The sequence below is a fragment of the Sphingomonas sp. genome (genome assembly GCA_019635535.1).
Classification (GTDB): Bacteria; Pseudomonadota; Alphaproteobacteria; order Sphingomonadales; family Sphingomonadaceae; genus Allosphingosinicella.
In genome coordinates this window covers 1,824,971-1,845,332 of sequence record JAHBZH010000001.1, presented here as the reverse complement: position 1 = coordinate 1,845,332, position 20,362 = coordinate 1,824,971, and the positions used below count along the sequence as shown (strand labels likewise).

At 68.2% G+C, this 20,362-nt stretch carries 24 protein-coding genes; 13 read left to right on the top strand and 11 right to left on the bottom strand.

Features of this window, described 5'->3' with window-relative positions:
- Window positions 1-12 precede the first annotated feature (12 nt).
- Genes KF780_09490 through rsmA form a run of 3 tightly spaced genes read left to right on the top strand, consistent with a single transcriptional unit; the run spans window position 13 to window position 3,156 of the window.
- Window positions 13-1,341, top strand: coding sequence for a peptidylprolyl isomerase (locus KF780_09490; protein ID MBX3562030.1), 1,329 nt, complete (start codon window positions 13-15; stop codon window positions 1,339-1,341).
- Window positions 1,253-2,332, top strand: coding sequence for a 4-hydroxythreonine-4-phosphate dehydrogenase PdxA (pdxA, locus tag KF780_09485; protein ID MBX3562029.1), 1,080 nt, complete (start codon window positions 1,253-1,255; stop codon window positions 2,330-2,332). The genes KF780_09490 and pdxA overlap by 89 nt, the downstream gene beginning before the upstream one ends.
- Entirely contained in the window at window positions 2,305-3,156 is an 852-nt protein-coding gene (rsmA, locus tag KF780_09480) for a 16S rRNA (adenine(1518)-N(6)/adenine(1519)-N(6))-dimethyltransferase RsmA (protein ID MBX3562028.1), read from the top strand. The genes pdxA and rsmA overlap by 28 nt, the downstream gene beginning before the upstream one ends.
- Here the strand turns inward: rsmA and KF780_09475 are convergent.
- From KF780_09475 to KF780_09445, 7 genes are all read right to left on the bottom strand, one after another.
- On the bottom strand, window positions 3,153-3,674 hold the full coding sequence (locus tag KF780_09475; protein ID MBX3562027.1) for a tetratricopeptide repeat protein: 522 nt from the start codon (window positions 3,672-3,674) through the stop codon (window positions 3,153-3,155). The two genes, rsmA and KF780_09475, sit on opposite strands and share 4 nt — an antisense overlap.
- A 29-nt stretch (window positions 3,675-3,703) precedes the next feature.
- Window positions 3,704-4,888 carry an RsmB/NOP family class I SAM-dependent RNA methyltransferase gene (locus KF780_09470; GenBank protein MBX3562026.1) on the bottom strand — a complete coding sequence of 395 codons (1,185 nt, stop codon included), beginning with the start codon at window positions 4,886-4,888 and terminating at the stop codon, window positions 3,704-3,706.
- A gap of 15 nt (window positions 4,889-4,903) precedes the next feature.
- Window positions 4,904-5,167, bottom strand: a complete 264-nt coding sequence (locus KF780_09465) for a hypothetical protein (GenBank protein ID MBX3562025.1) — start codon at window positions 5,165-5,167, stop codon at window positions 4,904-4,906.
- 95 nt (window positions 5,168-5,262) lie between these two features.
- A complete protein-coding gene (gene guaB / locus KF780_09460; GenBank protein MBX3562024.1) occupies window positions 5,263-6,717 on the bottom strand; it encodes an IMP dehydrogenase in 1,455 nt (484 codons plus the stop codon).
- Between the two features lie 5 nt (window positions 6,718-6,722).
- Complete coding sequence (locus KF780_09455; GenBank protein ID MBX3562023.1) at window positions 6,723-8,237, bottom strand: M28 family peptidase; 1,515 nt, start codon at window positions 8,235-8,237, stop codon at window positions 6,723-6,725.
- Window positions 8,238-8,536: 299 nt separating this feature from the next.
- The gene (locus tag KF780_09450; protein MBX3562022.1) at window positions 8,537-9,121 is read right to left on the bottom strand and encodes a hypothetical protein; all 585 of its coding nucleotides are present in this window, start codon (window positions 9,119-9,121) and stop codon (window positions 8,537-8,539) included.
- A 78-nt stretch (window positions 9,122-9,199) separates the two neighbouring features.
- Window positions 9,200-10,009: a CoA ester lyase gene (locus tag KF780_09445; GenBank protein MBX3562021.1), complete on the bottom strand. Its 810-nt coding sequence runs from the start codon at window positions 10,007-10,009 to the stop codon at window positions 9,200-9,202.
- A 78-nt stretch (window positions 10,010-10,087) separates the two neighbouring features.
- On the opposite strand from KF780_09445, the gene KF780_09440 reads away from it, so the two are divergent.
- A complete protein-coding gene (locus tag KF780_09440) occupies window positions 10,088-11,056 on the top strand; it encodes an SPFH/Band 7/PHB domain protein (protein MBX3562020.1) in 969 nt (322 codons plus the stop codon).
- Window positions 11,056-11,526, top strand: coding sequence for an NfeD family protein (locus KF780_09435; protein ID MBX3562019.1), 471 nt, complete (start codon window positions 11,056-11,058; stop codon window positions 11,524-11,526). The genes KF780_09440 and KF780_09435 overlap by 1 nt, the downstream gene beginning before the upstream one ends.
- A gap of 138 nt (window positions 11,527-11,664) precedes the next feature.
- On the opposite strand, the gene KF780_09430 is transcribed toward KF780_09435, so the two are convergent.
- The 4 genes from KF780_09430 to KF780_09415 all read right to left on the bottom strand — a co-directional run bounded on the left by KF780_09430 (window position 11,665) and on the right by KF780_09415 (window position 14,406).
- Complete coding sequence (locus KF780_09430; GenBank protein MBX3562018.1) at window positions 11,665-11,979, bottom strand: hypothetical protein; 315 nt, start codon at window positions 11,977-11,979, stop codon at window positions 11,665-11,667.
- A 64-nt stretch (window positions 11,980-12,043) separates the two neighbouring features.
- Window positions 12,044-12,187 (bottom strand): hypothetical protein, encoded by a 144-nt coding sequence (locus KF780_09425; GenBank protein ID MBX3562017.1) that lies wholly within the window; start codon window positions 12,185-12,187, stop codon window positions 12,044-12,046.
- Window positions 12,188-12,236: 49 nt separating this feature from the next.
- Window positions 12,237-12,695, bottom strand: coding sequence for a hypothetical protein (locus KF780_09420; GenBank protein ID MBX3562016.1), 459 nt, complete (start codon window positions 12,693-12,695; stop codon window positions 12,237-12,239).
- 73 nt (window positions 12,696-12,768) lie between these two features.
- On the bottom strand, window positions 12,769-14,406 hold the full coding sequence (locus KF780_09415) for a phosphoenolpyruvate carboxykinase (GenBank protein ID MBX3562015.1): 1,638 nt from the start codon (window positions 14,404-14,406) through the stop codon (window positions 12,769-12,771).
- A 150-nt stretch (window positions 14,407-14,556) separates the two neighbouring features.
- Here KF780_09415 and KF780_09410 point away from each other — a divergent pair, with 150 nt between their 5' ends.
- The 8 genes from KF780_09410 to KF780_09375 are packed head-to-tail and all read left to right on the top strand — an operon-like array spanning window position 14,557 to window position 20,360.
- Window positions 14,557-15,264, top strand: a complete 708-nt coding sequence (locus KF780_09410) for a response regulator transcription factor (protein MBX3562014.1) — start codon at window positions 14,557-14,559, stop codon at window positions 15,262-15,264.
- Between the two features lie 40 nt (window positions 15,265-15,304).
- On the top strand, window positions 15,305-16,804 hold the full coding sequence (locus KF780_09405; GenBank protein ID MBX3562013.1) for a sensor N-terminal transmembrane domain-containing protein: 1,500 nt from the start codon (window positions 15,305-15,307) through the stop codon (window positions 16,802-16,804).
- Window positions 16,801-17,244, top strand: a complete 444-nt coding sequence (locus tag KF780_09400; protein MBX3562012.1) for an HPr kinase/phosphatase C-terminal domain-containing protein — start codon at window positions 16,801-16,803, stop codon at window positions 17,242-17,244. Before KF780_09405 ends, KF780_09400 begins: the two co-directional genes overlap by 4 nt.
- On the top strand, window positions 17,241-18,155 hold the full coding sequence (rapZ, locus tag KF780_09395) for an RNase adapter RapZ (protein MBX3562011.1): 915 nt from the start codon (window positions 17,241-17,243) through the stop codon (window positions 18,153-18,155). The genes KF780_09400 and rapZ overlap by 4 nt, the downstream gene beginning before the upstream one ends.
- Window positions 18,156-18,211: 56 nt before the next feature.
- On the top strand, window positions 18,212-18,619 hold the full coding sequence (locus KF780_09390; GenBank protein MBX3562010.1) for a PTS sugar transporter subunit IIA: 408 nt from the start codon (window positions 18,212-18,214) through the stop codon (window positions 18,617-18,619).
- A complete protein-coding gene (locus KF780_09385; GenBank protein MBX3562009.1) occupies window positions 18,619-18,885 on the top strand; it encodes an HPr family phosphocarrier protein in 267 nt (88 codons plus the stop codon). The genes KF780_09390 and KF780_09385 overlap by 1 nt, the downstream gene beginning before the upstream one ends.
- A 3-nt stretch (window positions 18,886-18,888) precedes the next feature.
- Window positions 18,889-19,686, top strand: a complete 798-nt coding sequence (locus tag KF780_09380) for an RNA methyltransferase (GenBank protein ID MBX3562008.1) — start codon at window positions 18,889-18,891, stop codon at window positions 19,684-19,686.
- Complete coding sequence (locus KF780_09375; GenBank protein ID MBX3562007.1) at window positions 19,683-20,360, top strand: META domain-containing protein; 678 nt, start codon at window positions 19,683-19,685, stop codon at window positions 20,358-20,360. Before KF780_09380 ends, KF780_09375 begins: the two co-directional genes overlap by 4 nt.
- Window positions 20,361-20,362 lie beyond the last annotated feature (2 nt).

Here is a 20,362-nt window from a genome sequence, read left to right as displayed (position 1 = left end):
CTCACTGGAGGAATGATGAAGCTCGGTAGGTTCCCAAGGGCGGCCGCGATATTGGCCGTCTCCTTGCTCTCGGTGGTTGCGGCGGCCCAGAATCAGCCCGGCATCGCCGGTCTCGATATCCCCGACAATGTGCAGTTCGTCGGCAATGTGCAGCCCGGCGTGCGCAAGGCGACCGCGATCGTCAATGGCGAGGTCATCACCGAAAGCGACATCGATCATCGCCTGGCGCTGATCGTCGCGTCCAACCGCATCGAGCTTCCGCCCGAGGAGCTTCAGCGGGTGCGCGCCCAGGTGCTCCGCAACCTGATCGACGAGACGCTGCAGATCCAAGCGGCGCGGCAACAGGAAGTCGCCGTCGAGGAACGCGACGTAGACCAGTATTTCGCCCGCTTCGCCGGCGGCTTCAACCAGACACCGCAGAATTTCGCCGCCTATCTCCGTTCGATCGGCTCGTCGGAACGCTCGCTGAAGCGGCAGATTCGCGGCGAGCTGTCCTGGCAGCGGGTGCAGCGGCGCAATATCGAGCCGTTCGTCACGGTCGGCGACGACGAGGTTCAGTCGGTGATCGACCGGCTCAACGCCTCGCGCGGGACCGCCGAATATCGAGTCGCTGAGATTTTCATCTCCTCCACTCCCGAAACCGCCGCCGAAGCACGCGCCAACGCGCAGCGCATCGTCCAGCAGATTCGCGCCGGCGCCTCCTTCCAGGCTTATGCGCGGCAGTTTTCCGAAGCATCGACAGCTGCCGTCGGTGGCGATCTCGGCTGGGTGCGCGTGGAGCAGCTTCCGCCGGAACTCGCCGGGCTGGTCCAGGAAATGCCGGTCGGAGCGATCAGCGATCCCGTTCCGCTGCCGGGCGGCTTCTCGATCGTCGCGCTGGCCGACAGCCGTCAGATTCTCGTCGCCGACCCCCGCGATGCGATGCTCAGTCTGATGCAGATTTCGGTGACGAACCCTGCAGGGACGAGCGAGGCGCAGGCCCAGGCCCGCGCCAACCAGCTCGCCACGGCCACCCAGTCGATGGGCGGCTGCGGTGCCGCGACGCAGACCGCAACGTCGATCGGCGCCGAGCTGATCTCCAACGACCAAGTGCGCGTACGCGAACTGCCGCCGCAGCTTCAGCAGATGCTGCTCGATCTCAATATCGGCCAGGCGACGCCGCCGTTCGGATCCACCGAGCGGATCAACGTTCTCGTCCTGTGCGGTCGCGACGATCCGGAAGCCGCCGGCGGGCCGAGCTTCGATCAGGTCTATGCCCAGATCAACGAGGAGCGCGTCAACCGCCGGGCGCAGCGCTATCTGCGCGACCTCAGGCGCGACGCGGTGGTCGATTATCGCTGAGTCCTTGCCGGCGCCGCTCGCGGTTTCGCTGGGCGATCCGGCGGGCATCGGCGCAGAGGTTATCGCCAAGAGCTGGACGCGTCGCGCCGAGGAAGCGCTGCCTCCCTTTTTCGCGGTCGGCGATGTCGGCGCGGTCGAAGCGGCATGGGACGGCCCGATCGCCGTCATCGCCGACCCGGCCGAAGCCATGACGCTGTTCGACGAGGCCCTGCCGATCATCCGCGTCGCCGATTCGACCGCGCCGCCCGGCAGCCTCGATCTCATCGGCGCGCGCAACGCGCTTGACGCGCTGGAGCTCGCGGTCGGCCTGGCCCGCTCGGGCGCGGCTTCGGGCCTCGTCACCGGACCCGTTTCCAAGACCCGGCTCTACGCAGTCGGTTTCACTCATCCCGGACAGACCGAATTCGTCGCCGAACGCTGCGGTGTGGCGGGCGAGCTGGTCGCGATGATGCTCGCCGGGCCGACCCTGCGCGTCATTCCCGTCACCACGCATATCCCGCTCGCCGAAGTGACGGCGGTGCTCACGGCCGAGCGGATCGTGGCCAAGGGCCGTGCGGCCGCGCGCGGGCTGCAGCGCCAGTTCGGCATCGACGCGCCCCGGATCGCCGTCGCCGGGCTCAACCCGCATGCGGGCGAGAACGGCGCGCTCGGCCGCGAGGAGATCGACATCATCATGCCCGCGATCGAGCGGCTGCGCGAGGAAGGCTTCGAAGTGACGGGGCCGCACCCACCCGACATCATGTTCAATGCCCATCGCCGTGCCGGTTACGACATGGCGCTGTGCATGTATCACGATCAGGCGCTGATCCCCCTGAAGACGCTGCACTTCGACGAGGGCATCAACGTCACGCTCGGCCTGCCGATCGTGCGCACCTCGCCCGATCACGGCACCGCCTTCGATATCGCCGGCAAGAATGTCGCCGATCCGGGCGCGATGATCGCGGCGATCCGCACCGCCGGAGAATGTGCTGGCCGCCTCGCCGCGGCGTGAAGGCGCTCGATCCATTGCCGCCACTGCGCGAAGTGATCGCGCGCCACGGGCTCGCCGCGTCGAAGGCGCTCGGCCAGAATTTCCTGCTCGACGAGCACTTGCTGGATCGGATCGCACGCGTGCCTGGCCCGCTGGCTGGTGCGCGAGTCTATGAGGTCGGGCCGGGCCCCGGCGGACTTACCCGCGCCTTGCTGCGCACCGGCGCCGAGGTCGTCGCGGTCGAGCGCGACCGCCGCTGCCTGCCCGCTTTGGCGGAGCTTGGCGACGCGGCAGACGGAAGGCTCAGTGTGATCGAGGGCGATGCCCTGGCGATCGACGAGGCCGCAGCTGTCGGTCCCGCCCATATCGTCGCCAATCTGCCTTACAATGTCGGGACCGCATTGCTCGTGCGCTGGCTCGGCGGCGAAAGCTGGCCGCCATGGTGGACATCGCTGACATTGATGTTCCAGCAGGAAGTGGCCGAGCGGATCGTGGCGAAGCCGGGCATGGGCGCCTATGGCCGCCTCGCGGTTCTCGCCCAGTGGCGTGCGACCGCCACACTGGCGATGAAAGTGCATCGCTCCGCCTTCGTGCCGCCACCCAAGGTCATGTCGGCGGTGGTCCATATCGTGCCCGCAGCAGCGCCGCCGGAGGTGCGCGCGGAGATGCTGGAGCGCCTGACCGCCGCCGCTTTCGGCCAGCGCCGCAAGATGCTGCGCCAGTCGCTCAAGAGTGTCCCGGGGGCGCTGGATGCCCTCCAGCAGCTCGGCATCGATCCGCAGCGGCGCGCGGAGACGCTTAACGTCGCCGATTTCGTCGCGCTGGCGCGGCTGATCGCGGCCTAATTGCCGCGCGGCTGAACGGCGGGCGGCGCCGGCGGCTCGGGGCGCTGCGCCTGCACGACTTCGGCGGGCGGGCCGCGCGTGATTGCGGCGGCGAGCTGATCGGCCTGGGCGCAAGGCGCGCGGCACAGAGAGCGGACGCGTTCGAGATTGGTTCGCGCGCGATCGACCGCGCCGCGCTGGACATAGGCCTCGCCCTGTCCCGCAAGCGCGTTGACGTCATTCGGCTCGAGCCGGAGCGCATCGCTATAGAGCCGGATCGCCTTGCCCGGCAGCCGCTGCGCCTGAGCGACACGGCCGAGCTGGACATAAGCGCCGCGATTGCCCGGATCGATGGCGAGCGCGGTTTCGAGTAGGTCGATCGCTTCGTTGTATCGGCCCGCGGCAGACAATGTCCGAGCCTGTTCAACCATCGCCGCCGAGCGCGGGTCGATCTGGTCGTCGGCGCGCTGGCCATGGCCGGCAGCGGCGATCGTGGCCGCCGCGACGGCGATCGTGAGGGCAATCGGCATGAGGCGCATCAGATACTCCATTCCCGGTCGCGGCAAGGCTAGCATGGGCACCGCCAGCGCGCGACGAAAAAGCCGTCCGTGCCGTCGGCGGCGGGGCTGAGCAGGTGCCCGGCGCCGGCGGCGCGTCCTGCATTCATGGGGCCCAAGTCCCGAACGAAGGCTGAACGACGCATTTCGAATTTCGCGGCCTGATCGCGCCCCTCTTCGGTCAGCAGCGAACAGACCGCATAGACCAAATGGCCGCCAGGACGGACAAGTTCCGCGCCGATATCAAGAAGATGTGCCTGAAGCGCGACGAGCCGTTCCAAACGCTCCGGCGTCAGGCGCCAGCGCGTTTCCGGATTGCGGCGCCAGGTGCCGCTGCCCGAGCAGGGGGCATCGATCAGCACCAGATCGGCCGCCCCGGCGAGATCGGCGAACGCCGCCGATTCGCGGCCCGGATCGAGCAGCCGCGTCTCGACGATGCCGACGCCCGCGCGCGCCAGTCGAGGCGCCATGCGCGAGAGGCGGGCGCGATCGGTGTCCGACGCGACGAGCCGTCCTTCTCCCGCCATCTCGGCGGCCAGCGCGAGCGTCTTGCCGCCGGCGCCCGCGCACAGGTCGATCACCGTCATGCCGAGGCGGACATCGCAGACCAGGCACAGGAGTTGGCTGCCTTCGTCCTGAACTTCGACCAGGCCTGATGCCCAGCTTTCGGATTGCTCCACCTGAAAGCCTTCCGGAAGACGCAGACCCAGCGGCGAATGTGGTGTCGGCTCGGCTTCCGGCATGGCCGCCAGCGCTTCCTCTCGGGTGCCCCGCAGGCGGTTCACGCGCAGGTCGAGGGTCGCGCGTTCGAGCAGAGCCGGCAATTCGCCCGCGCCCAGCGCCGGATCGAACCGGCCGGCGAGCCAGGCGGGCACGACAGAGGCGGGCGCCGCGGCCTCGCCTTCCCGCACGGGCGCGGGACCGTGGGGCGAGCCGTCGAACACAGTCAGCAGATCGGGCTCGACAGCGGCGAAGCCGAGCAGGGCGGCGCGGCCCGATTCGGGGCGATCGCCGGCGCGGCGGATCGCACGGTAGACGAGATCGCGGACCGCGCGGCGGTCCTTCGATCCGGCATAGCGGCGCGTCTTGAAATAGCGTTGGACGAGCGTATCGGCGGCCGCGCCGCCTTCGCGGGCGGCAATGACGATTTCGTCGAGCAGCTCGATCGCCGCCTGGGCGCGCGCGGCCGGTGTCATCGCCGACTCCGAAACTCAGTCGAACGGATGCTCCTGATAGGCGACCATGAGACTGCCATTGTCATCATAGGCGCGCAGGTACAGCGTCGTGGCGCGTTCGTCACTGAGAACCGCGCTGGCGGTGCAGCGCAAATCGGCCGGGGTGCGCGCGATTTCGCGAGGGTCGGCAGTCGAGCGGATCTGGATCGGTTCGGAGGCGGCGATCTCGACGGCGCGCGCGGCGACGTCTTCGCAAGTGGCCGAGGCGATGCCGCCGGAGCAGCCGATCAACGCAGCCATTGCCGCAAGCGGCACTAAGCCCCGCATGTCACCAATCTCCCCCGAAATGGACCTGTCGAGGCTCCTCCATCCCCGGGCGAAAGGCAAGAGGATGGTTAGTGCGAGGGGTAGTTGGGCGCCTCGCGGGTGATCGTGACGTCGTGAACGTGGCTTTCGCGCAGGCCGGCATTGGTGATCCGCACGAACTTCGCCTGCTGGAGATCGGCGATCGTCGCCGCACCGGTATAGCCCATCGCCGCCTTCACGCCGCCGACGAGCTGGTGAATCACATCGCGGGCATGGCCCTTGTAGGCGACCTGCCCCTCGATCCCCTCCGGCACCAGCTTGAGCTGATCCTTGATGTCCTGCTGGAAATAACGATCGGCCGAGCCGCGCGCCATCGCACCGACGCTGCCCATGCCGCGATAGCTCTTATAGGCGCGGCCCTGATAGAGGAACGTCTCGCCCGGCGCTTCCTCGGTCCCCGCCAGCAGCGAGCCGACCATCACCGCAGACGCGCCGCCGGCCAACGCCTTGGCGATGTCGCCAGACGTGCGCAGGCCGCCATCCCCGATGACCGGCGTGCCCGACTTCGCCGCTTCCTCGGCGCAATCCATGATCGCGGTCAATTGCGGCACGCCGACGCCGGCGACGACGCGGGTGGTGCAGATCGAGCCGGGGCCGATGCCGACCTTCACGCAATCCGCGCCCGCGCCGATCAGCGCCTTGGTGGCTTCGGCCGTCGCGACATTGCCGGCGACGACCTGCACGGCGTTGGACGCGCGCTTGATCCGCTCGACAGCGAGGGCGACGTCCTTGTTATGGCCGTGCGCGGTGTCGATGACGATGAGGTCGCATTCGGCGTCGATCAGTGCCGAACTGCGCTCGAAGCCGGTGTCGCCGACCGTGGTCGCGGCGGCAACGCGCAGGCGGCCCGCGCCGTCCTTGGTCGCGTTCGGATAGGTGACGGCCTTCTCGATGTCCTTGACGGTGATGAGACCGATGCAGCGGCCGTCCGCATCGACGACGAGCAGCTTCTCGATCCGGCGCTGGTGAAGCAGACGGCGGGCCTCCTCCTGGCTGACGCCGGGGCCGACCGTGGCGAGATTGTCGCTGGTCATCAGCTCGGACACCGGCTGGCGCGGATTTTCGGCGAAGCGCACGTCGCGGTTGGTGAGGATGCCGACCAGTCTGCCGCCCGGCTCCGTCACCGGGATGCCGGAGATCTTGTTGCGCGCCATCAGCTCCTGCGCCTCGGCGAGGGTCTGATCCGGGCGGATCGTGATCGGATTGACCACCATGCCGCTTTCGAAGCGCTTCACGGCGCGGACGGCGGCGAACTGCTCCTCCACCTCCATGTTGCGGTGGAGGACGCCGAGCCCGCCCAGTTGCGCCATCACGATCGCCATGTCGGCTTCGGTCACCGTGTCCATCGCGGAGGAGAGGATCGGAATGTTGAGCGCGATGCCGCGCGTCACCCGGGTGCTTGTGTCGGCCTGGCTCGGCAGGACCGAAGATTCGGCCGGCTGGAGCAGGACGTCGTCGAAGGTGAGGCCGAGGCGGATGTCCATGATCCTTACTCCTGCCCCGCCGCCGGACGGCGATAGTGAGCGGGATCGGCGAGGCGGCGGCCGAGCGCCACCATCAGGCTGGTGTCCTCCGCCGCCCCCTCCAGCACGATCCGCCCGCCGAGCTGGTCGGCGGGCTTATGATAGGGCCCTTCGAGGAAGGCGCCGAGCAAGGCCATGTTCGAGAAGGAGCCACCGACCATGATCGCCGGGATGCCGTTGCGGGTGAAGGCCCAGCCGTCCTGCCGGCGGATCAGGGCATTGGCCTCGTCGTCATCGTCGAGCCGGCGGCCCATCGCCTCCACCGTAGCGTCGATCGCGGTGTCGAGCGGCGCGATGCCCCGGCCCATCACCGCGACCGGCTCGCCGAGCGGGTGGATGGCGATCGTGTCCATGTTGATCGCCACCTGGATCGACGCGGCCGGCACGACCGGATGGGTGGCGAAATGCTCGGCGCCGAGCAGGCCCAGCTCCTCCGCCGTGGTGGCGAGGAACAGGATGTCGCGCGGCGCGCGGGGCCGGGCGGAAAGGCGCCCGGCGATCTCGATCAGGGCGGCGATGCCCGAGGCATTGTCGACCGCGCCGTTGCAGATCCTGTCCGCCTCGCCCTCCGGGCGGCAGATGCCGAGATGGTCCCAATGAGCGAGATAGACGATGCTCTCATTGGTATCGCCGCTGCCGCGCAGGCGACCGACGACATTGTTGGTCGTGTAGCGCTCCACCCGCGTCGTCACCTCGATCGTCGCGCGCAGCGGCAGCACGGAGGCGCGGAAGGAGGAGCCGGGCTGATCGTTGAGCAGCCGCTCCAGATTGCCGCCGGCCGCCGCGATCAGGCGCTGGGCGGCGGAGATCGGCATCGCGCCGGTGATCGCCGGGACCGGGGTCGCATCGAGCCGGGTCGCGGCCTGGCTGCCCATCACGCGGCGGACCGTCGCCCAGGGAATGTCCTCCCCGGCGATGGCGATGACCGCCGCCGCACCCGCGTCGCTGACCGCCTGGCGCCGCTCGGCGAGCGAGGGGAAACCGGGTACGTCCGGCCCTTCGAGCATGATGAGCACGACCGCGCCGCGCACATCCACCCCGGCGAGCTGATCGATGCCGCGATCCGGCAAGCGCGCGCCATGGCCGGCGAAGATCACCGGCGCATCGGCGATCCGCTCCTGCGCCTCGCGGCCGAGCAGGATGATCTCGTCCTCTCCGAACGGGACAAGGCGGCCGTTCGCGGTCCAGCTCAGGCTGTGCGAACCGGCGGCGCGCTCGACCAGGCGGACGGGCTGGAACCAGGTGCCGCCCTCCCCGGCCGGCTCGACGCCGCGGGACTGGAGCTGCTCGACGATATAGGCGGTGGTCAGGCGCTCGCCCTCGGTGGCGGGGGCGCGCCCCTGGAACTCGTCGCTGGCGAGCCGCTCGATATGGCGCATCAGCTCTGCGGGCGTGACCGGGCGGTCGCTCTGGGCCGGAGCGGCGGTGGCGGCGAGGATAAGGGCGAGCGGCGCGCTGGCGCGGATCAGCTTGGCAAACATGCGGCTGCTTAAGGAGAGTGCGGCGGAGTGGCAAGCGATTCGGAGGACACCCACAAGCCGAAATTCACGGCGAAAACGCGCCGTGCGCCAGCGGGCGTGCAGAGTGTTAAGTTGACAAAGTTGACAGGGTGAGGGGTGTTTTGGCGGGGGCGCCGATGGCGCGCGTCGGACCGAAGATTTCAAAGAGCCGACGAAACGAGGCCGGGACCCCGATTCGGGGCAAGCGTGACAGAGCATTTCCTACATTGGAAGCGGTGGGCGGAAGGTCGATTTTCGACCCGTTGCGGACGTTTAGATGCTCACGAACAGTCGGGAAGAGATTCCAATGCGCTCTCAAGAGTCTGGTATCGAAGAGCGTAGGAGAAGCGCCCGTCGGGTGGATCGTAGCCATTCATCCAATCGAACCGGCCAAGATAAATAGGCCAGTGCCCATTTGAGGTTTGTCCAAGAACACCATCCGGTTGGCGATGTGCTTCACACCTCTGATCGACCCCCGTTTCGGTTTCGCGCGAGAGGCAGGAGCGGGTCTCAAGTGTGATATCGTTCAGCGCAATACAGTCATTCTCGCCAAGCAGAATGTAGCCATCTTGCAGGGCATAGAGGTTCATACCCCCGCCACCGTTTGAAAGCGACGACAAGGGAATTCGCCGTTGCTGGCCCGCCGGTGACGTTAAGGTGAGGACACGGTTCGAACGCAATGGCGCGAGATTTGTCAGCGTTTCCTCGATGGCGAGTCGAACGTTGCTGAAGGAGAGCGTGGTCTCAGCGATATACGTGCCTCCAACGTGGACGACCGAATTCTCCTGCCGAGTCCCGCTGCGTTCGTTAGGGACAGCTACCGTGCTGAACCCGACGAGAAGCACGGTGTGAAAGAGATGAAGCATCCCAGGATGCTAGCTCGCGTAGCAGGGCCATTCAACGTCCGCTTTCCACCCATAACGGACAATGCCGCCGTCCCTCGCCTACCCCCGCGCCTTCGCGATCATCGCCTTGGCCTGATCGACGTGCATCGCCTCGATCATGCGGCCTTCGTGGCGTTCGGCGCCGCCGGTGGCGGCTTCGATGAGGCGGCGGGCGGCGGCCAGTTCGGCTTCGGTCGGCGCAAAGGCGCGGTTGACCGTGTCGATCTGGCTGGGATGGATGACGGACTTGCCGTCGAAGCCCCAGGCGCGGCCTTCGGCGCATTCGGCGGCGAGGCCCGCGTCGGACTCCAGCTTGTTGTAGACGCCGTCGAAGGCGGCGACGCCGGCGGCGCGGGCGGCGAGCACGATGCGCTGCAAGGCATAGACCAAGCCGCCGCGCCCGGCACCGGCTGGCATCCGCAGGCCGGCGGCGAGATCGTTGGTGCCGGCGATCAGTCCGCTCGTCACCGGCGCGATGGCGGCGGCGTCGATCACGCCTTTGGGCGTTTCGATCATCGCCAGCACCGGCTTGCCGATCAGCCAGGCGGCGTCATGTGCCTGCTTGACGCTTTCCGTCTTGGCCAGCACGATGAAATCGATCGCGCAGCGGCGCAGCGCCACCACGTCCTCGCCGAAATCGCGGGTTTCGATCGGATTGGCGCGGACCGCCACCATCCTGTTGCCGAAGCCTTCGGCGGTGGCGGCGATCGCGGCCTCGCGCGCCGATGCCTTGTCTTCCGCCTTCACCGCGTCCTCGAGATCGAGGATCACCATGTCGGCGGCGAGCGTCCGCGCCTTTTCGATCGCGCGGGCATTGGAGGCCGGCAGGAACAGCAGCGAGCGGCACAGGCCAGGATCCTTCGCGTTCATCTTTCCCCCATTTCGATTCCGCTTGGATGCTGGCGCCATTATCTACATGATAACGGGATCAGCGGTGGGAGGAATCGCATGGAATTCGTGTTCTTCATCCTCGCCCTGTTCATCATCCTCTGGCTGTTCGCCAGCGTGAAGATGGTGCGGCAGGGCTATCAATACACGATCGAGCGCTTCGGCCGCTTCACCGCCGTCGCCGCGCCGGGGCTCAATCTCTATCCGGCGATCGTCTACCGCGTCGGCCGCAAGGTCAACATGATGGAGCAGGTGCTCCAGATTCCGGGGCAGGAGATCATCACCAAGGACAATGCCATGGTCTCGACCGACGGCGTCGTCTTCTTCCAGGTGCTGGACGCGGCCAAGGCGGCCTATGAGGTCAGCGACCTCTACAACGCGATCCTGAACCTCGTGACCACCAACCTGCGCACCGTGATGGGATCGATGGACCTCGACGAGACCCTGTCCAAGCGCGACGAGATCAACGCGCGGCTGCTCGACGTGATCGATCACGCGACGACGCCCTGGGGCGTCAAGATCAACCGCGTCGAGATCAAGGACATCCGCCCGCCCGGCGACATCGTCAACGCCATGGCGCGGCAGATGAAGGCCGAGCGCGAGAAGCGCGCCGCGATCCTGGAGGCCGAGGGCCTGCGCGCGTCGGAAATCCTGCGCGCCGAGGGCGAGAAGCAGGGCCAGATCCTGCAGGCCGAAGGCCGACGCGAAGCCGCCTTCCGCGACGCCGAGGCGCGCGAGCGCGAGGCGGAGGCCGAGGCGAAGGCGACGCAGATGGTGTCCGAGGCGATCGCCAGCGGCAACGCCCAGGCGATCAACTATTTCATCGCGCAGAAATATGTCGAGGCGGTCGGCGAGTTCGCCCGATCGCCCAATGCCAAGACGATCCTGTTCCCGGTCGAGGCCACGCAGCTCATCGGCACTTTGGGCGGGATCGGCGAGATCGCGCGCGACGCGCTGGGCAAAGGCGATGCCCCCCCCGCCCGCACCCCAGCGCCCCGGCGCACCGGTCCGTTCGAGGGGAATGGCTGATGGACCTGGGCGGGCTCGGCGCGCATTGGTGGTGGCTGCTGGGCGCGGCGTTGCTCGGCATCCTCGAAATCTTCGCGCCCGGCGTTTTCCTCGTGTGGCTGGCGGCGGCGGCGGCGGCGACCGGCATCGTCGTCGCACTGTTGCCGCTCGGCCTGCCGATCCAGCTCGTCCTGTTCAGCATGCTCGCCGCCGTCGCGGTGATCGGCGGGCGGCGCTATTACGAGCACAAGGCCTCGCTCGCCGACGATCTCCACATCAACGATCCGGTCGCGCGGCTGATCGGGCAGGAGTTCGAGGTCGTGACCGAGATACGCGGCGGCCAGGGCCGGGTGCGGATCGGCGACAGTGTGTGGACCGCGCGCGGCGCCGACACCCCGGCCGGCGCGCGGGTGCGCGTGACCGGCGTCAAGGGCAATTGCCTGGATGTCGTGCCAGTGCCGGCACTGCCGCCGGCGGACGGGGGCGCTTAGAACCTGCCTGTTGCTGCCTGCCCCTTTCCCGTCATGTCGGGCTTGACCCGGCATCCACCTTCTTCTCTCCGGTCCCGGCAAAAGAAGGTGGACCCCGGATCAAGTCCGGGGTGACGATTCAAAGAGATTGATCGAGCCCTAGCTCCGCTTGAACAGGTTCTGCGCGAAGCCGGCGATGTCGTTGAGCGGATTGCCGTCGCCGTCGCGGTCGAGCATCGCGCCCAGGCCGCCGAGCGCGCCGCCCTCGGCGAAGACGCCCTGCAGGCTTTCCAGCGACAGGCCGTGCTGCGCGGCCATCGCCTGCAGCGCCTCGGCATGGCCGGTGCCGGCGGCGAGCTGGCCCTGGAGCGACTGGGCGAGACCCTGGAACTGCTCCGGCGACACACCGACCCGGGCGGCCAGCTCCTCGACATTGCCGAGATTGCCGAACATCTGCTCGAACATATTGGTCATGATACGCTCCCTCCACACTGCATGAGGAAGCGAAGACTAGCAGCTTTCGTGCCGCCGGGCGACGTCAACGCTGTTTCGCCGTGAAATAGCCGTAGCCGGCGCCGACCAGCGCGCCGAAGATCGGCCCGACGAACGGCACGGGAATGGCGATCAGCGCGCCGATCCCGGCGGCGATGGCGGTGCGCCTGGCAACTGGATTCTCTAGCATGGCCTCATCCTTTCGATGAGGTGTGTTATAGTAGTAATACGGGTGGATTTCAAGCCGGGACGGTTTCGGGCAGGCTTGCCAAATCCGGCGCCACCCGGCCGAGCCGCGCTTTCGTCGAGAAGAGCAGGCCGCGGCTGTAGAAACGCATCGGCCAGTCGCGGCGGCCTTCGTCGGCGCGGAGGAGCGCGTTGACGCGATGGGCGAGGCCGCTTTCCCCGCTGCGCGCCAGAAAGGTGCGGACGGCAATGACGAAAGCCTGGGTGATCGTCTCGTGATAGCCCTGCGCCGCGTCGTTCACGCCGCCGACGCTTTCGTTGTAGCGGCGGATGAGGTGCGGCAGATCGCGTTCCGGGACGATGTCGGGCCGTTCGAGGATCAACCAGGCGCAGGTGGCGAGATGGGCCTCGTGGGTCCATTCCGTCTTGGGCAGGGTGCAGGCGAGCATCGCCGCGCCGAGGCGGCGGATGGCGTCGTCGGAGGCGAACAGGCGCGGTTCGTGGTCGCTCATGGCGTGTCTCCAAAAGAAAAGGAGCGTGCCGGCACCGGGCCGGCACGCTCCTTCGAATGAGGTCTTGCGGGGCTCAGGCGGCGGGCATCGGTTCCCTGGTCTGTTGTTCGGCCGCCGCGTCGCCGGTCGGGCCGGCGGCGAGGACGCCGGCGTCGACATGGGTTTCGAAACGGGCGAAATTGTCGGTGAAGAGCTTCACCAGCTTCGCCGCCGTCGCGTCGTAATCGGCCTTGTCGGCCCAGGTGTCGCGCGGATTGAGGATCGCCGCGTCGATGCCCGGCACGCTCACCGGCACCTCGAACCCGAAATTGGGATCGGTGCGGAAGGCGACATGGTTGAGGCTGCCGTCGAGCGCGGCGTTGAGCAGCGCGCGGGTCGCCTTGATCGGCATGCGGCTGCCGATTCCGTATTTGCCGCCGGTCCATCCGGTGTTGACCAGCCAGCACTTCACCCCGCCTTTGGCGATCCGCTCCTTGAGGAGATTGCCGTAGACGCTGGGGTGGCGCGGCATGAAGGGCGCGCCGAAGCAGGTCGAGAAGGTCGCCTCCGGCTCGGTGACGCCGATCTCGGTGCCGGCGACCTTGGCGGTGTAGCCGGAGAGGAAGTGATACATCGCCTGATCGGGCGTCAGCCGCGCGATCGGCGGGAGCACGCCGAAGGCGTCGGCGGTGAGGAAGATCACGTTCTTCGGCACCGGCCCCATATTCGCTTCGGAGGCATTGGGGATGAAGTCGATCGGATAGGCGCCGCGGGTGTTCTCGGCGAGGGTCGCGTCGTCGAGATCGAGGGTGCGGGTATCGGGATCGATCACGACATTTTCGAGCACGGTGCCGAAACGCTTCGTGGTGGCGTAGATTTCCGGCTCGGCCTCCGGCGAGAGGCGGATCATCTTGGCGTAGCAGCCGCCCTCGAAATTGAAGACCGCGGTGTCCGACCAGCCATGCTCGTCGTCGCCGATCAGCGTGCGGCTGGCGTCGGCGCTCAGCGTCGTCTTGCCGGTGCCCGACAGGCCGAAGAAGACGGCGGTGTCGCCGTCCGGGCCGATATTGGCCGAGCAGTGCATCGGCATGATGCCCTCGACCGGCAGCTTGTAGTTGAGGATGCCGAAGACCGACTTCTTCATCTCGCCGGCATAGGCGGTGCCGCCGATCAGGATCAGCCGCTCGGTCAGGTTGACCGCGATCACCGTTTCGGAGCGCGTGCCGTGGCGGGCGGGGTCGGCCTGGAAACTGGGCAGATCGATGATCGTGTATTCCGGCTCGAAGCCGGGCAGCTCATCGGCCTCGGGGCGGACCAGCAGGGTGCGGATGAAGAGATTGTGCCAGGCCAGCTCGTTGATGACGCGCACGCGCACGCGATGCTCGGGCTGCGAGCCGCCATGGAGATCGGCGACGTAGAGCGTGTCCTTGCCGTCCAGCGCGGTCATGAAATCGGCCTTGAGCGCGGCGAACTGATCCGGCGTCATCGCCTTCGCATTGTCCCACCAGATCGTGTTTTCGGTCTCGGCGTCGCGGACCGTGAACTTGTCCTTGGCGGAGCGGCCGGTGTGCTTGCCGGTGGCGACAACCAGCGGGCCGTCCTTGGCCAGCACGCCCTCGCCGCGCGCGATCGCCTGCTCGACGAGCTGGGCGGTGCCGAGATTCCAGTTCAGCACCGCGGACGTGTCGATACCCTGATAATGCAGATCGAAAGACGGGACCCGATTGGCCACCTCAACTTCTCCTGTTTACGCAAGAATTCGGCTCCCCGGGGGAGCACTTCGCTGTGCGGCGCGCCATAGCGGAGGGGGCGCGCAGCGTCAAAGGGTAGCGCGCCGAAGCGGGCTCGCGTAAAGCCCGGCGGGGAGGAAAAGCAGGCCGCAATGTCGACAACGATCGCGCTGGTCGACGACGACCGCAACATCCTCACCTCCCTGTCCGTCGCGCTGCAATCGGAGGGCTTCGTCACGCGCCTCTATTCGGACGGCGAGGCGGCGCTGAAGGCGCTCGTCGAGAACCCGCCCGAGCTGGCCGTGTTCGACATCAAGATGCCCCGGATGGACGGCATGGAGCTGCTCCGCCGGGTGCGCGAGAAGAGCGACTTCCCGGTCATCTTCCTCACCTCCAAGGACGAGGAGCTGGACGAGGCGCTGGGCCTCGCCATGGGCGCCGACGATTATATCGCCAAGCCCTTCTCCCAGCGCCTGCTGCTGGCGCGCATCCGGGCGGTGCTGCGCCGGACCGAGGCGCGCGCCGCCGCGCCGGACGGCGAGGACGAGCCGATCGCCGAGGAGATCGCGCGCGGTCGCCTGGTCATGGACCCGGCCCGCCACCGGGTGCGCTGGCAAGGCAGGGAAGTCGCGCTGACCGTCACCGAATTCCTGATCCTGGAGGCGCTGGCGCAGCGTCCCGGCGTGGTCAAATCGCGCAACCAGCTGATGGACATCGCCTATCAGGACGACATCTATGTCGACGACCGCACGATCGACAGCCATATCAAGCGGATGCGCCGCAAGTTCCGCGCCGTCGACGGAGAGTTCAAGGCGATCGAAACGCTTTACGGGGTCGGATACCGCTTTGCCGAGGAATGAGGACCCGCGCCCGCCGCCGAAGCTCGGCTGGTCGCGGCGGTTGTCGCTCCGCCAACGCATCCTGGCGGTCAACATCTTCGCGATCGTCATCATCGCCGGCAGCCTCTTCTATCTCGACAGCTTCCGCAGCCAGCTCATCCAGGCCCGGTCCGACCAGGTGCGATCGGAAACGGTGATGATCGCGCACATGCTGCGCGTCGCTCCGCGCGAGACCTGGCAGCCCTTGCTCGTCCGGATCGGCGCCGACGCGGGCGCGCGGCTGCGCGTCTATGACGCCGCCGGGGAGAAGCGCGAGGATAGCTGGACCGGGGCGGCGCCGACCTACGAATTGCGCGAGACGGCGGGCGAGCCAATGCTGCGCACCGTGGCGCGCGCGCTCGACAACGGCTTCGACGCGATCGTCCGCGCGAAGCGGCCGGAACGTTATATCGAGGCGGCGACGGACGAATTGGCCGCCTGGCCGGAAGCGCGGGCAACACTGGCATCCGGCGCCGTCGAAACCCGGATCCGCCGGGCGCCCGAGGGCACCCCCTATCTCAGCGCCGCGATGCGGATCGAAGGCGACGGCGTACTGCTGTTCACCGTCAATGCCCGCGACGTGCGCCGCGCGGTGCGCGCCGAGCGCTTCGACCTCGGCCTGGTGCTGCTCGGCACCCTGATCCTGTCGATCCTGCTGTCGCGCTTCCTGGCCCGGACGATCGCCAATCCGCTGCGGGCGCTGGCGCTGGCCGCGCACCGGGTCCGGCTGGGCCGCGCGCGCGAAGTGGACGTGCCGGTGCTCCCCGCACGGCGCGACGAGATCGGCCTCCTCGCCCGCGCGCTGGCCGACATGACCCAGACGCTGCGCCAGCGGATCGACGCGACCGACGCCTTCGCCGCCGACGTGACGCACGAGCTCAAGAACCCCCTCGCCTCGCTGCGCTCCGCGGTGGATTCGCTGGAGCGGGTGGACGATCCGGAGCTGCGCCGCCGGCTCCTCGACGTCGTCCGCGACGATGTGGGACGGCTCGACCGGCTGATCGTGGACATCGCCGAATCGGCGCGGCTCGACGCCGAACTATCCCGCGCGCGCTTCGAGCCGGTCGATCTCGGCAGGCTGATCGAGACCCTGCTGCCGGTCTGGGACGAGCGGACCGGCGGACGCGCGGCGATTGCCTTCGCCCGCCCGCGGGCCGGCACGGCTTTGGTGTCCGGCGACGAATCGCGGCTCGCCCGGCTGATCGACAATCTGGTCGATAACGCCATTTCCTTCTCACCCGAAGGCGGCCTGGTCGAGATTCGCGCCGCCAGCGCCGGCGGCGAAGTGGCGCTCAGCGTCGAGGACGAAGGGCCGGGCGTGGTTCCGGAACAACGCGAGGCGATTTTTAACCGCTTCCATTCCATTCGTCCGGATGCGGATTTCGGCCGCCATTCCGGCCTGGGCCTTGCCATCGCCAAGGCGATTGTCGAGGGTCATGGCGGACGCATCGCGGTCGAGGACCGCCACGACGGGCGCAGCGGGGCGCGCTTCGTGGTCCATTTTCCGGGAGCCGCGCCATGAGGACGCCGACCCTATCCTCCGAAACCGTCCATGCCAGCGCGGTCGCGATCGGCGACCGCGCCGTGCTGATCGCCGGCCGCTCCGGCAAGGGCAAATCCGATCTGGCGCTGCGCCTGATCGACCGCGGCGCCCGGCTGGTCAGCGACGATTACACGATCGTGCGCCGGCTGGACGGCCGACTGGTCGCCACCGCGCCGCCCAACATCGCCGGCAAGATCGAGGTGCGCGGCGTCGGGCTGCTCGATTTTCCCAATGACGAGGACGTGCGGGTGGGGTTGATCGTCGATCTCGACCGTGACGCCGAGCGGCTGCCCGAAGCCGGCGAGACGCGGACGCTCGCGGGGATCGCCATACCGGTGATCGCTCTGGCCGCCCTAGAATCCTCCGCGCCGATCAAGGTCGAGGCGGCGCTGCGCCTGTTCGGGCTCGACCCGGAATGACCCGCAGCGCCGACCCGACCCGCATCCTGCTCGTCACCGGCATGTCCGGCGCCGGCCAATCGACCGTGCTGAAGGCGCTGGAGGATATGGGCTGGGAGACGGTGGACAACCTGCCGCTGTCGCTGCTCAATCACCTGCTGGCGGCGCCCCTGCCCGCCGGCGCCGACGACCGCCGGCCGCTCGCCATCGGCCTCGCCAGCCGCACCCGCGGCTTCGGCGCCGAGCGGATCGTCGGCCAGATCAAGCGGATCGGCAAGGAACGCGGCCATTCGATCGAAACGCTCTATCTGGAATGCCAGACGCACGAACTGCTGCGCCGCTATTCCGAGACGCGGCGCCGCCACCCGCTTGCGCCCGACCGGCCGATCGCCGACGGCATCGCCGAGGAGCGCGAGATGATGGCGCCGCTCAAGCGCTGGGCCGATCATGTCATCGACAGCACAGACATCGCCGCCAACATGCTCAACCAGCAGATCCGCGACCGCTTCGGGGATGCGGCCGCCGCGCCGACGCTGACCATCCAGTCCTTCGGCTTCGCCCGCGGCCTGCCCCGCAACGCCGATCTCGTCTTCGACATGCGATTCCTGCGGAATCCGCACTGGGAGCCGGCGCTGCGCGAGCTGACCGGGCTGGACCAGGCGGTGGCCGACCACATCGCCGGCGACGCGGCCTATGAGGACGCGCTGACGCGTATCGAGGAGCTGCTGCTGATCCTGCTTCCCCGTTACCGGGCCGAGGGGAAGGCCTATGTTTCGGCGGCGTTCGGCTGTACCGGCGGGAGACATCGATCGGTCCATGTGGCGGAGCGAGTCGCGGCACGGTTGCGCGCGGCGGGTTTTTCGCCCACGTTGGACCACCGCGACCTCGATACGCCGCCGCGCGACGGCATCGAGCGGTCGCCGAAAGGCTGATTCGGTTTGAACATTCGTCAGGGACCCGAGCGGACGACCGCTTTCAAGGTGACATAATGATCGGTTTGGTGCTGGTGACGCACGGCAAGCTTGCGTCCGAATTCATCGTCGCCATGGAGCATGTGGTCGGCCCGCAGGAGCGGATCGTGCCGATCTGCATCGGTCCGGACGACGACATGGAGGCGCGGCGCAAGGACATCGCCAAGGCGATCGCCAAGGTGGACGGCGGCGACGGCGTCATCATCCTCACCGACCTGTTCGGCGGCACCCCTTCCAACCTCGCCATCTCGCTCATGAAAAGCGAGAAGATCGAGGTGATCGCCGGCGTGAACCTGCCGATGCTGATCCGGCTGGAAGGCGCGCGCAAGACGATGGACGTGAAAGCCGCCGTGGCCGCCGCGCGCGAGGCCGGGCGCAAATATATCTCCGTCGCCTCCGAAGTGCTGGGCGAGGCTGCCGCCTGATGGCCGAATGCGTCGTGGAACTGCGCAACAAGCGCGGCCTCCATGCCCGGGCAAGTGCGAAGTTCGTCACCCTCGCCGCCGAGATCGACGCCAATATCGAGGTCGAGAAGGACGGCGCCAAGGTGTGCGGCACGTCGATCATGGGGCTGATGATGCTGGGCGCGGCGATGGGCGATTCGATCCGGATCGTGGCGATCGGGCCGGGTGCCGAGCTGGCGGTGGCGCGGCTGACCGCGCTCGTCGAGAGCAAGTTCGGCGAGGATTAGATCATGCCCCGGCGGATCACCGCCTTCTCCAACCCGATCGTCAAGCAGGCCCGGGGCCTCAGGGACAAGAAGAACCGGCGGCGCGAAGGGCTGTTCCTGGCCGAGGGACTGCGCATCCTGACCGAAGCGCGCGAGGCCGGGCGGCTGCCCGAGATATTGTTCTTCAATGAGGCGGGCCATCCCCTGCTCGACCGGCTGATCGCCGAGACGGAAGCGGCCGGGGGGATGGCGATCGAGACCGACGCGGACATCCTCCACAAGATTTCCGGCAAGGAGAATCCGCAGGCCGCGGTCGGCGCCTATCGGGCGTTCGACACCGGGCTGGCGGCGATCGACCGGAGCGCCGCGCCGCTCTGGATCGTCGCCCAGGCACTGCGCGATCCCGGCAATATCGGCACGATCCTGCGCACCGGCGACGCGACCGGCGCCGGCGGGCTGATCCTGATCGACGATTGCGCCGATCCCTTCTCGGTCGAGGCGGTGCGCGCGTCGATGGGCGCGCTCTTCACCCAGCGGATCGCGGCGGCGCGCTGGGGCGAGTTTGTGGCCTGGCTGCGCGGCGGGGCGGGCCAGCTCGTCGGCACCAGCCTGAAGGCGACACAGGACTATCAGGCGCCGGCTTATGCGCCGCCCACCTTCCTCCTGGTCGGCAACGAGCAGGCGGGACTGCCCGCCGCGTATGAACAGGAATGCGACCTGCTCGTTAAGATGCCGATGCTGGGCAAGGCCGACAGCCTCAACGCCGCCGTGGCGACCGCAGTGATGGCCTATGAGGTGATCAACCAGTGGAGGCGCGGATGAGGATGATTGCATTGGGTCTGCTGCTCGCCGGTTGCGCGACCGTGCCGCCAGCGGACGACGGCGAACCCTATCGCGCGCGCGGCACCGAGCCCTTCTGGTCGGTGACGATCGGCGGCGGCCGGATGGTCTATGAAGGGCTGGACCAGCCCAGGGTCGATGTCCCCGCGCCGGCGCCGCGCCCGTTCGGGGCCGGCCGGCGTTACGAAAGCGCGGCCTTCACCGTCGATATCAGCCCCGGCCCGTGCAGCGACGGGATGAGCGACTTCACCTATCCCGATTCGGTGCGCGTCGCCTTCGAGGGCGCGGAGCCGCCCTTGATGGGCTGCGGCGGCGAGCCGCTGCCGCCCGAAACCCTGGCCGGCACCAACTGGAGCATCGTCGAGATCGGCGGCGAGGGCGTGTCGGGCGAGCTTTACCACCTCTCTTTCAGTGGCGACCGGATCAGCGGCCGGGCCGGCTGCAACCGCTTTTCGGGCGGCTATCGGCAAAACGGCGAGACGTTGACCGTGGGCGGGCTGGCGATGACCCGGATGGCGTGCCCCGGCCCCGGTATGACGCACGAGCGGCGCTTCGGCGAGATCGTCAGCGGTCCGGTGCGGATCGGCTTTCCCGCCGGCGACATGCTGGAGCTGACCGGCGCCGCCGGCACGATCCGGGCGCGACGGGCGATGTAGCT

Coding starts and splice junctions, on each gene's coding strand:
- KF780_09455 (MBX3562023.1), bottom strand. CDS start 8,237: ATGTTTGCCAAGCTGATCCGCGCCAGCGCGCCGCTCGCCCTTATCCTC.
- KF780_09385 (MBX3562009.1), top strand. CDS start 18,619: ATGGCCGAATGCGTCGTGGAACTGCGCAACAAGCGCGGCCTCCATGCC.
- KF780_09445 (MBX3562021.1), bottom strand. CDS start 10,009: ATGAACGCGAAGGATCCTGGCCTGTGCCGCTCGCTGCTGTTCCTGCCG.
- pdxA (MBX3562029.1), top strand. CDS start 1,253: ATGCCCAGATCAACGAGGAGCGCGTCAACCGCCGGGCGCAGCGCTATC.
- KF780_09440 (MBX3562020.1), top strand. CDS start 10,088: ATGGAATTCGTGTTCTTCATCCTCGCCCTGTTCATCATCCTCTGGCTG.
- KF780_09390 (MBX3562010.1), top strand. CDS start 18,212: ATGATCGGTTTGGTGCTGGTGACGCACGGCAAGCTTGCGTCCGAATTC.
- KF780_09410 (MBX3562014.1), top strand. CDS start 14,557: ATGTCGACAACGATCGCGCTGGTCGACGACGACCGCAACATCCTCACC.
- KF780_09470 (MBX3562026.1), bottom strand. CDS start 4,888: ATGACACCGGCCGCGCGCGCCCAGGCGGCGATCGAGCTGCTCGACGAA.
- KF780_09435 (MBX3562019.1), top strand. CDS start 11,056: ATGGACCTGGGCGGGCTCGGCGCGCATTGGTGGTGGCTGCTGGGCGCG.
- KF780_09425 (MBX3562017.1), bottom strand. CDS start 12,187: ATGCTAGAGAATCCAGTTGCCAGGCGCACCGCCATCGCCGCCGGGATC.
- guaB (MBX3562024.1), bottom strand. CDS start 6,717: ATGGACATCCGCCTCGGCCTCACCTTCGACGACGTCCTGCTCCAGCCG.
- rapZ (MBX3562011.1), top strand. CDS start 17,241: ATGACCCGCAGCGCCGACCCGACCCGCATCCTGCTCGTCACCGGCATG.
- KF780_09375 (MBX3562007.1), top strand. CDS start 19,683: ATGAGGATGATTGCATTGGGTCTGCTGCTCGCCGGTTGCGCGACCGTG.
- KF780_09465 (MBX3562025.1), bottom strand. CDS start 5,167: ATGGCTGCGTTGATCGGCTGCTCCGGCGGCATCGCCTCGGCCACTTGC.
- KF780_09430 (MBX3562018.1), bottom strand. CDS start 11,979: ATGACCAATATGTTCGAGCAGATGTTCGGCAATCTCGGCAATGTCGAG.
- KF780_09420 (MBX3562016.1), bottom strand. CDS start 12,695: ATGAGCGACCACGAACCGCGCCTGTTCGCCTCCGACGACGCCATCCGC.
- KF780_09475 (MBX3562027.1), bottom strand. CDS start 3,674: ATGCGCCTCATGCCGATTGCCCTCACGATCGCCGTCGCGGCGGCCACG.
- KF780_09380 (MBX3562008.1), top strand. CDS start 18,889: ATGCCCCGGCGGATCACCGCCTTCTCCAACCCGATCGTCAAGCAGGCC.
- KF780_09490 (MBX3562030.1), top strand. CDS start 13: ATGATGAAGCTCGGTAGGTTCCCAAGGGCGGCCGCGATATTGGCCGTC.
- rsmA (MBX3562028.1), top strand. CDS start 2,305: ATGTGCTGGCCGCCTCGCCGCGGCGTGAAGGCGCTCGATCCATTGCCG.
- KF780_09400 (MBX3562012.1), top strand. CDS start 16,801: ATGAGGACGCCGACCCTATCCTCCGAAACCGTCCATGCCAGCGCGGTC.
- KF780_09450 (MBX3562022.1), bottom strand. CDS start 9,121: ATGCTTCATCTCTTTCACACCGTGCTTCTCGTCGGGTTCAGCACGGTA.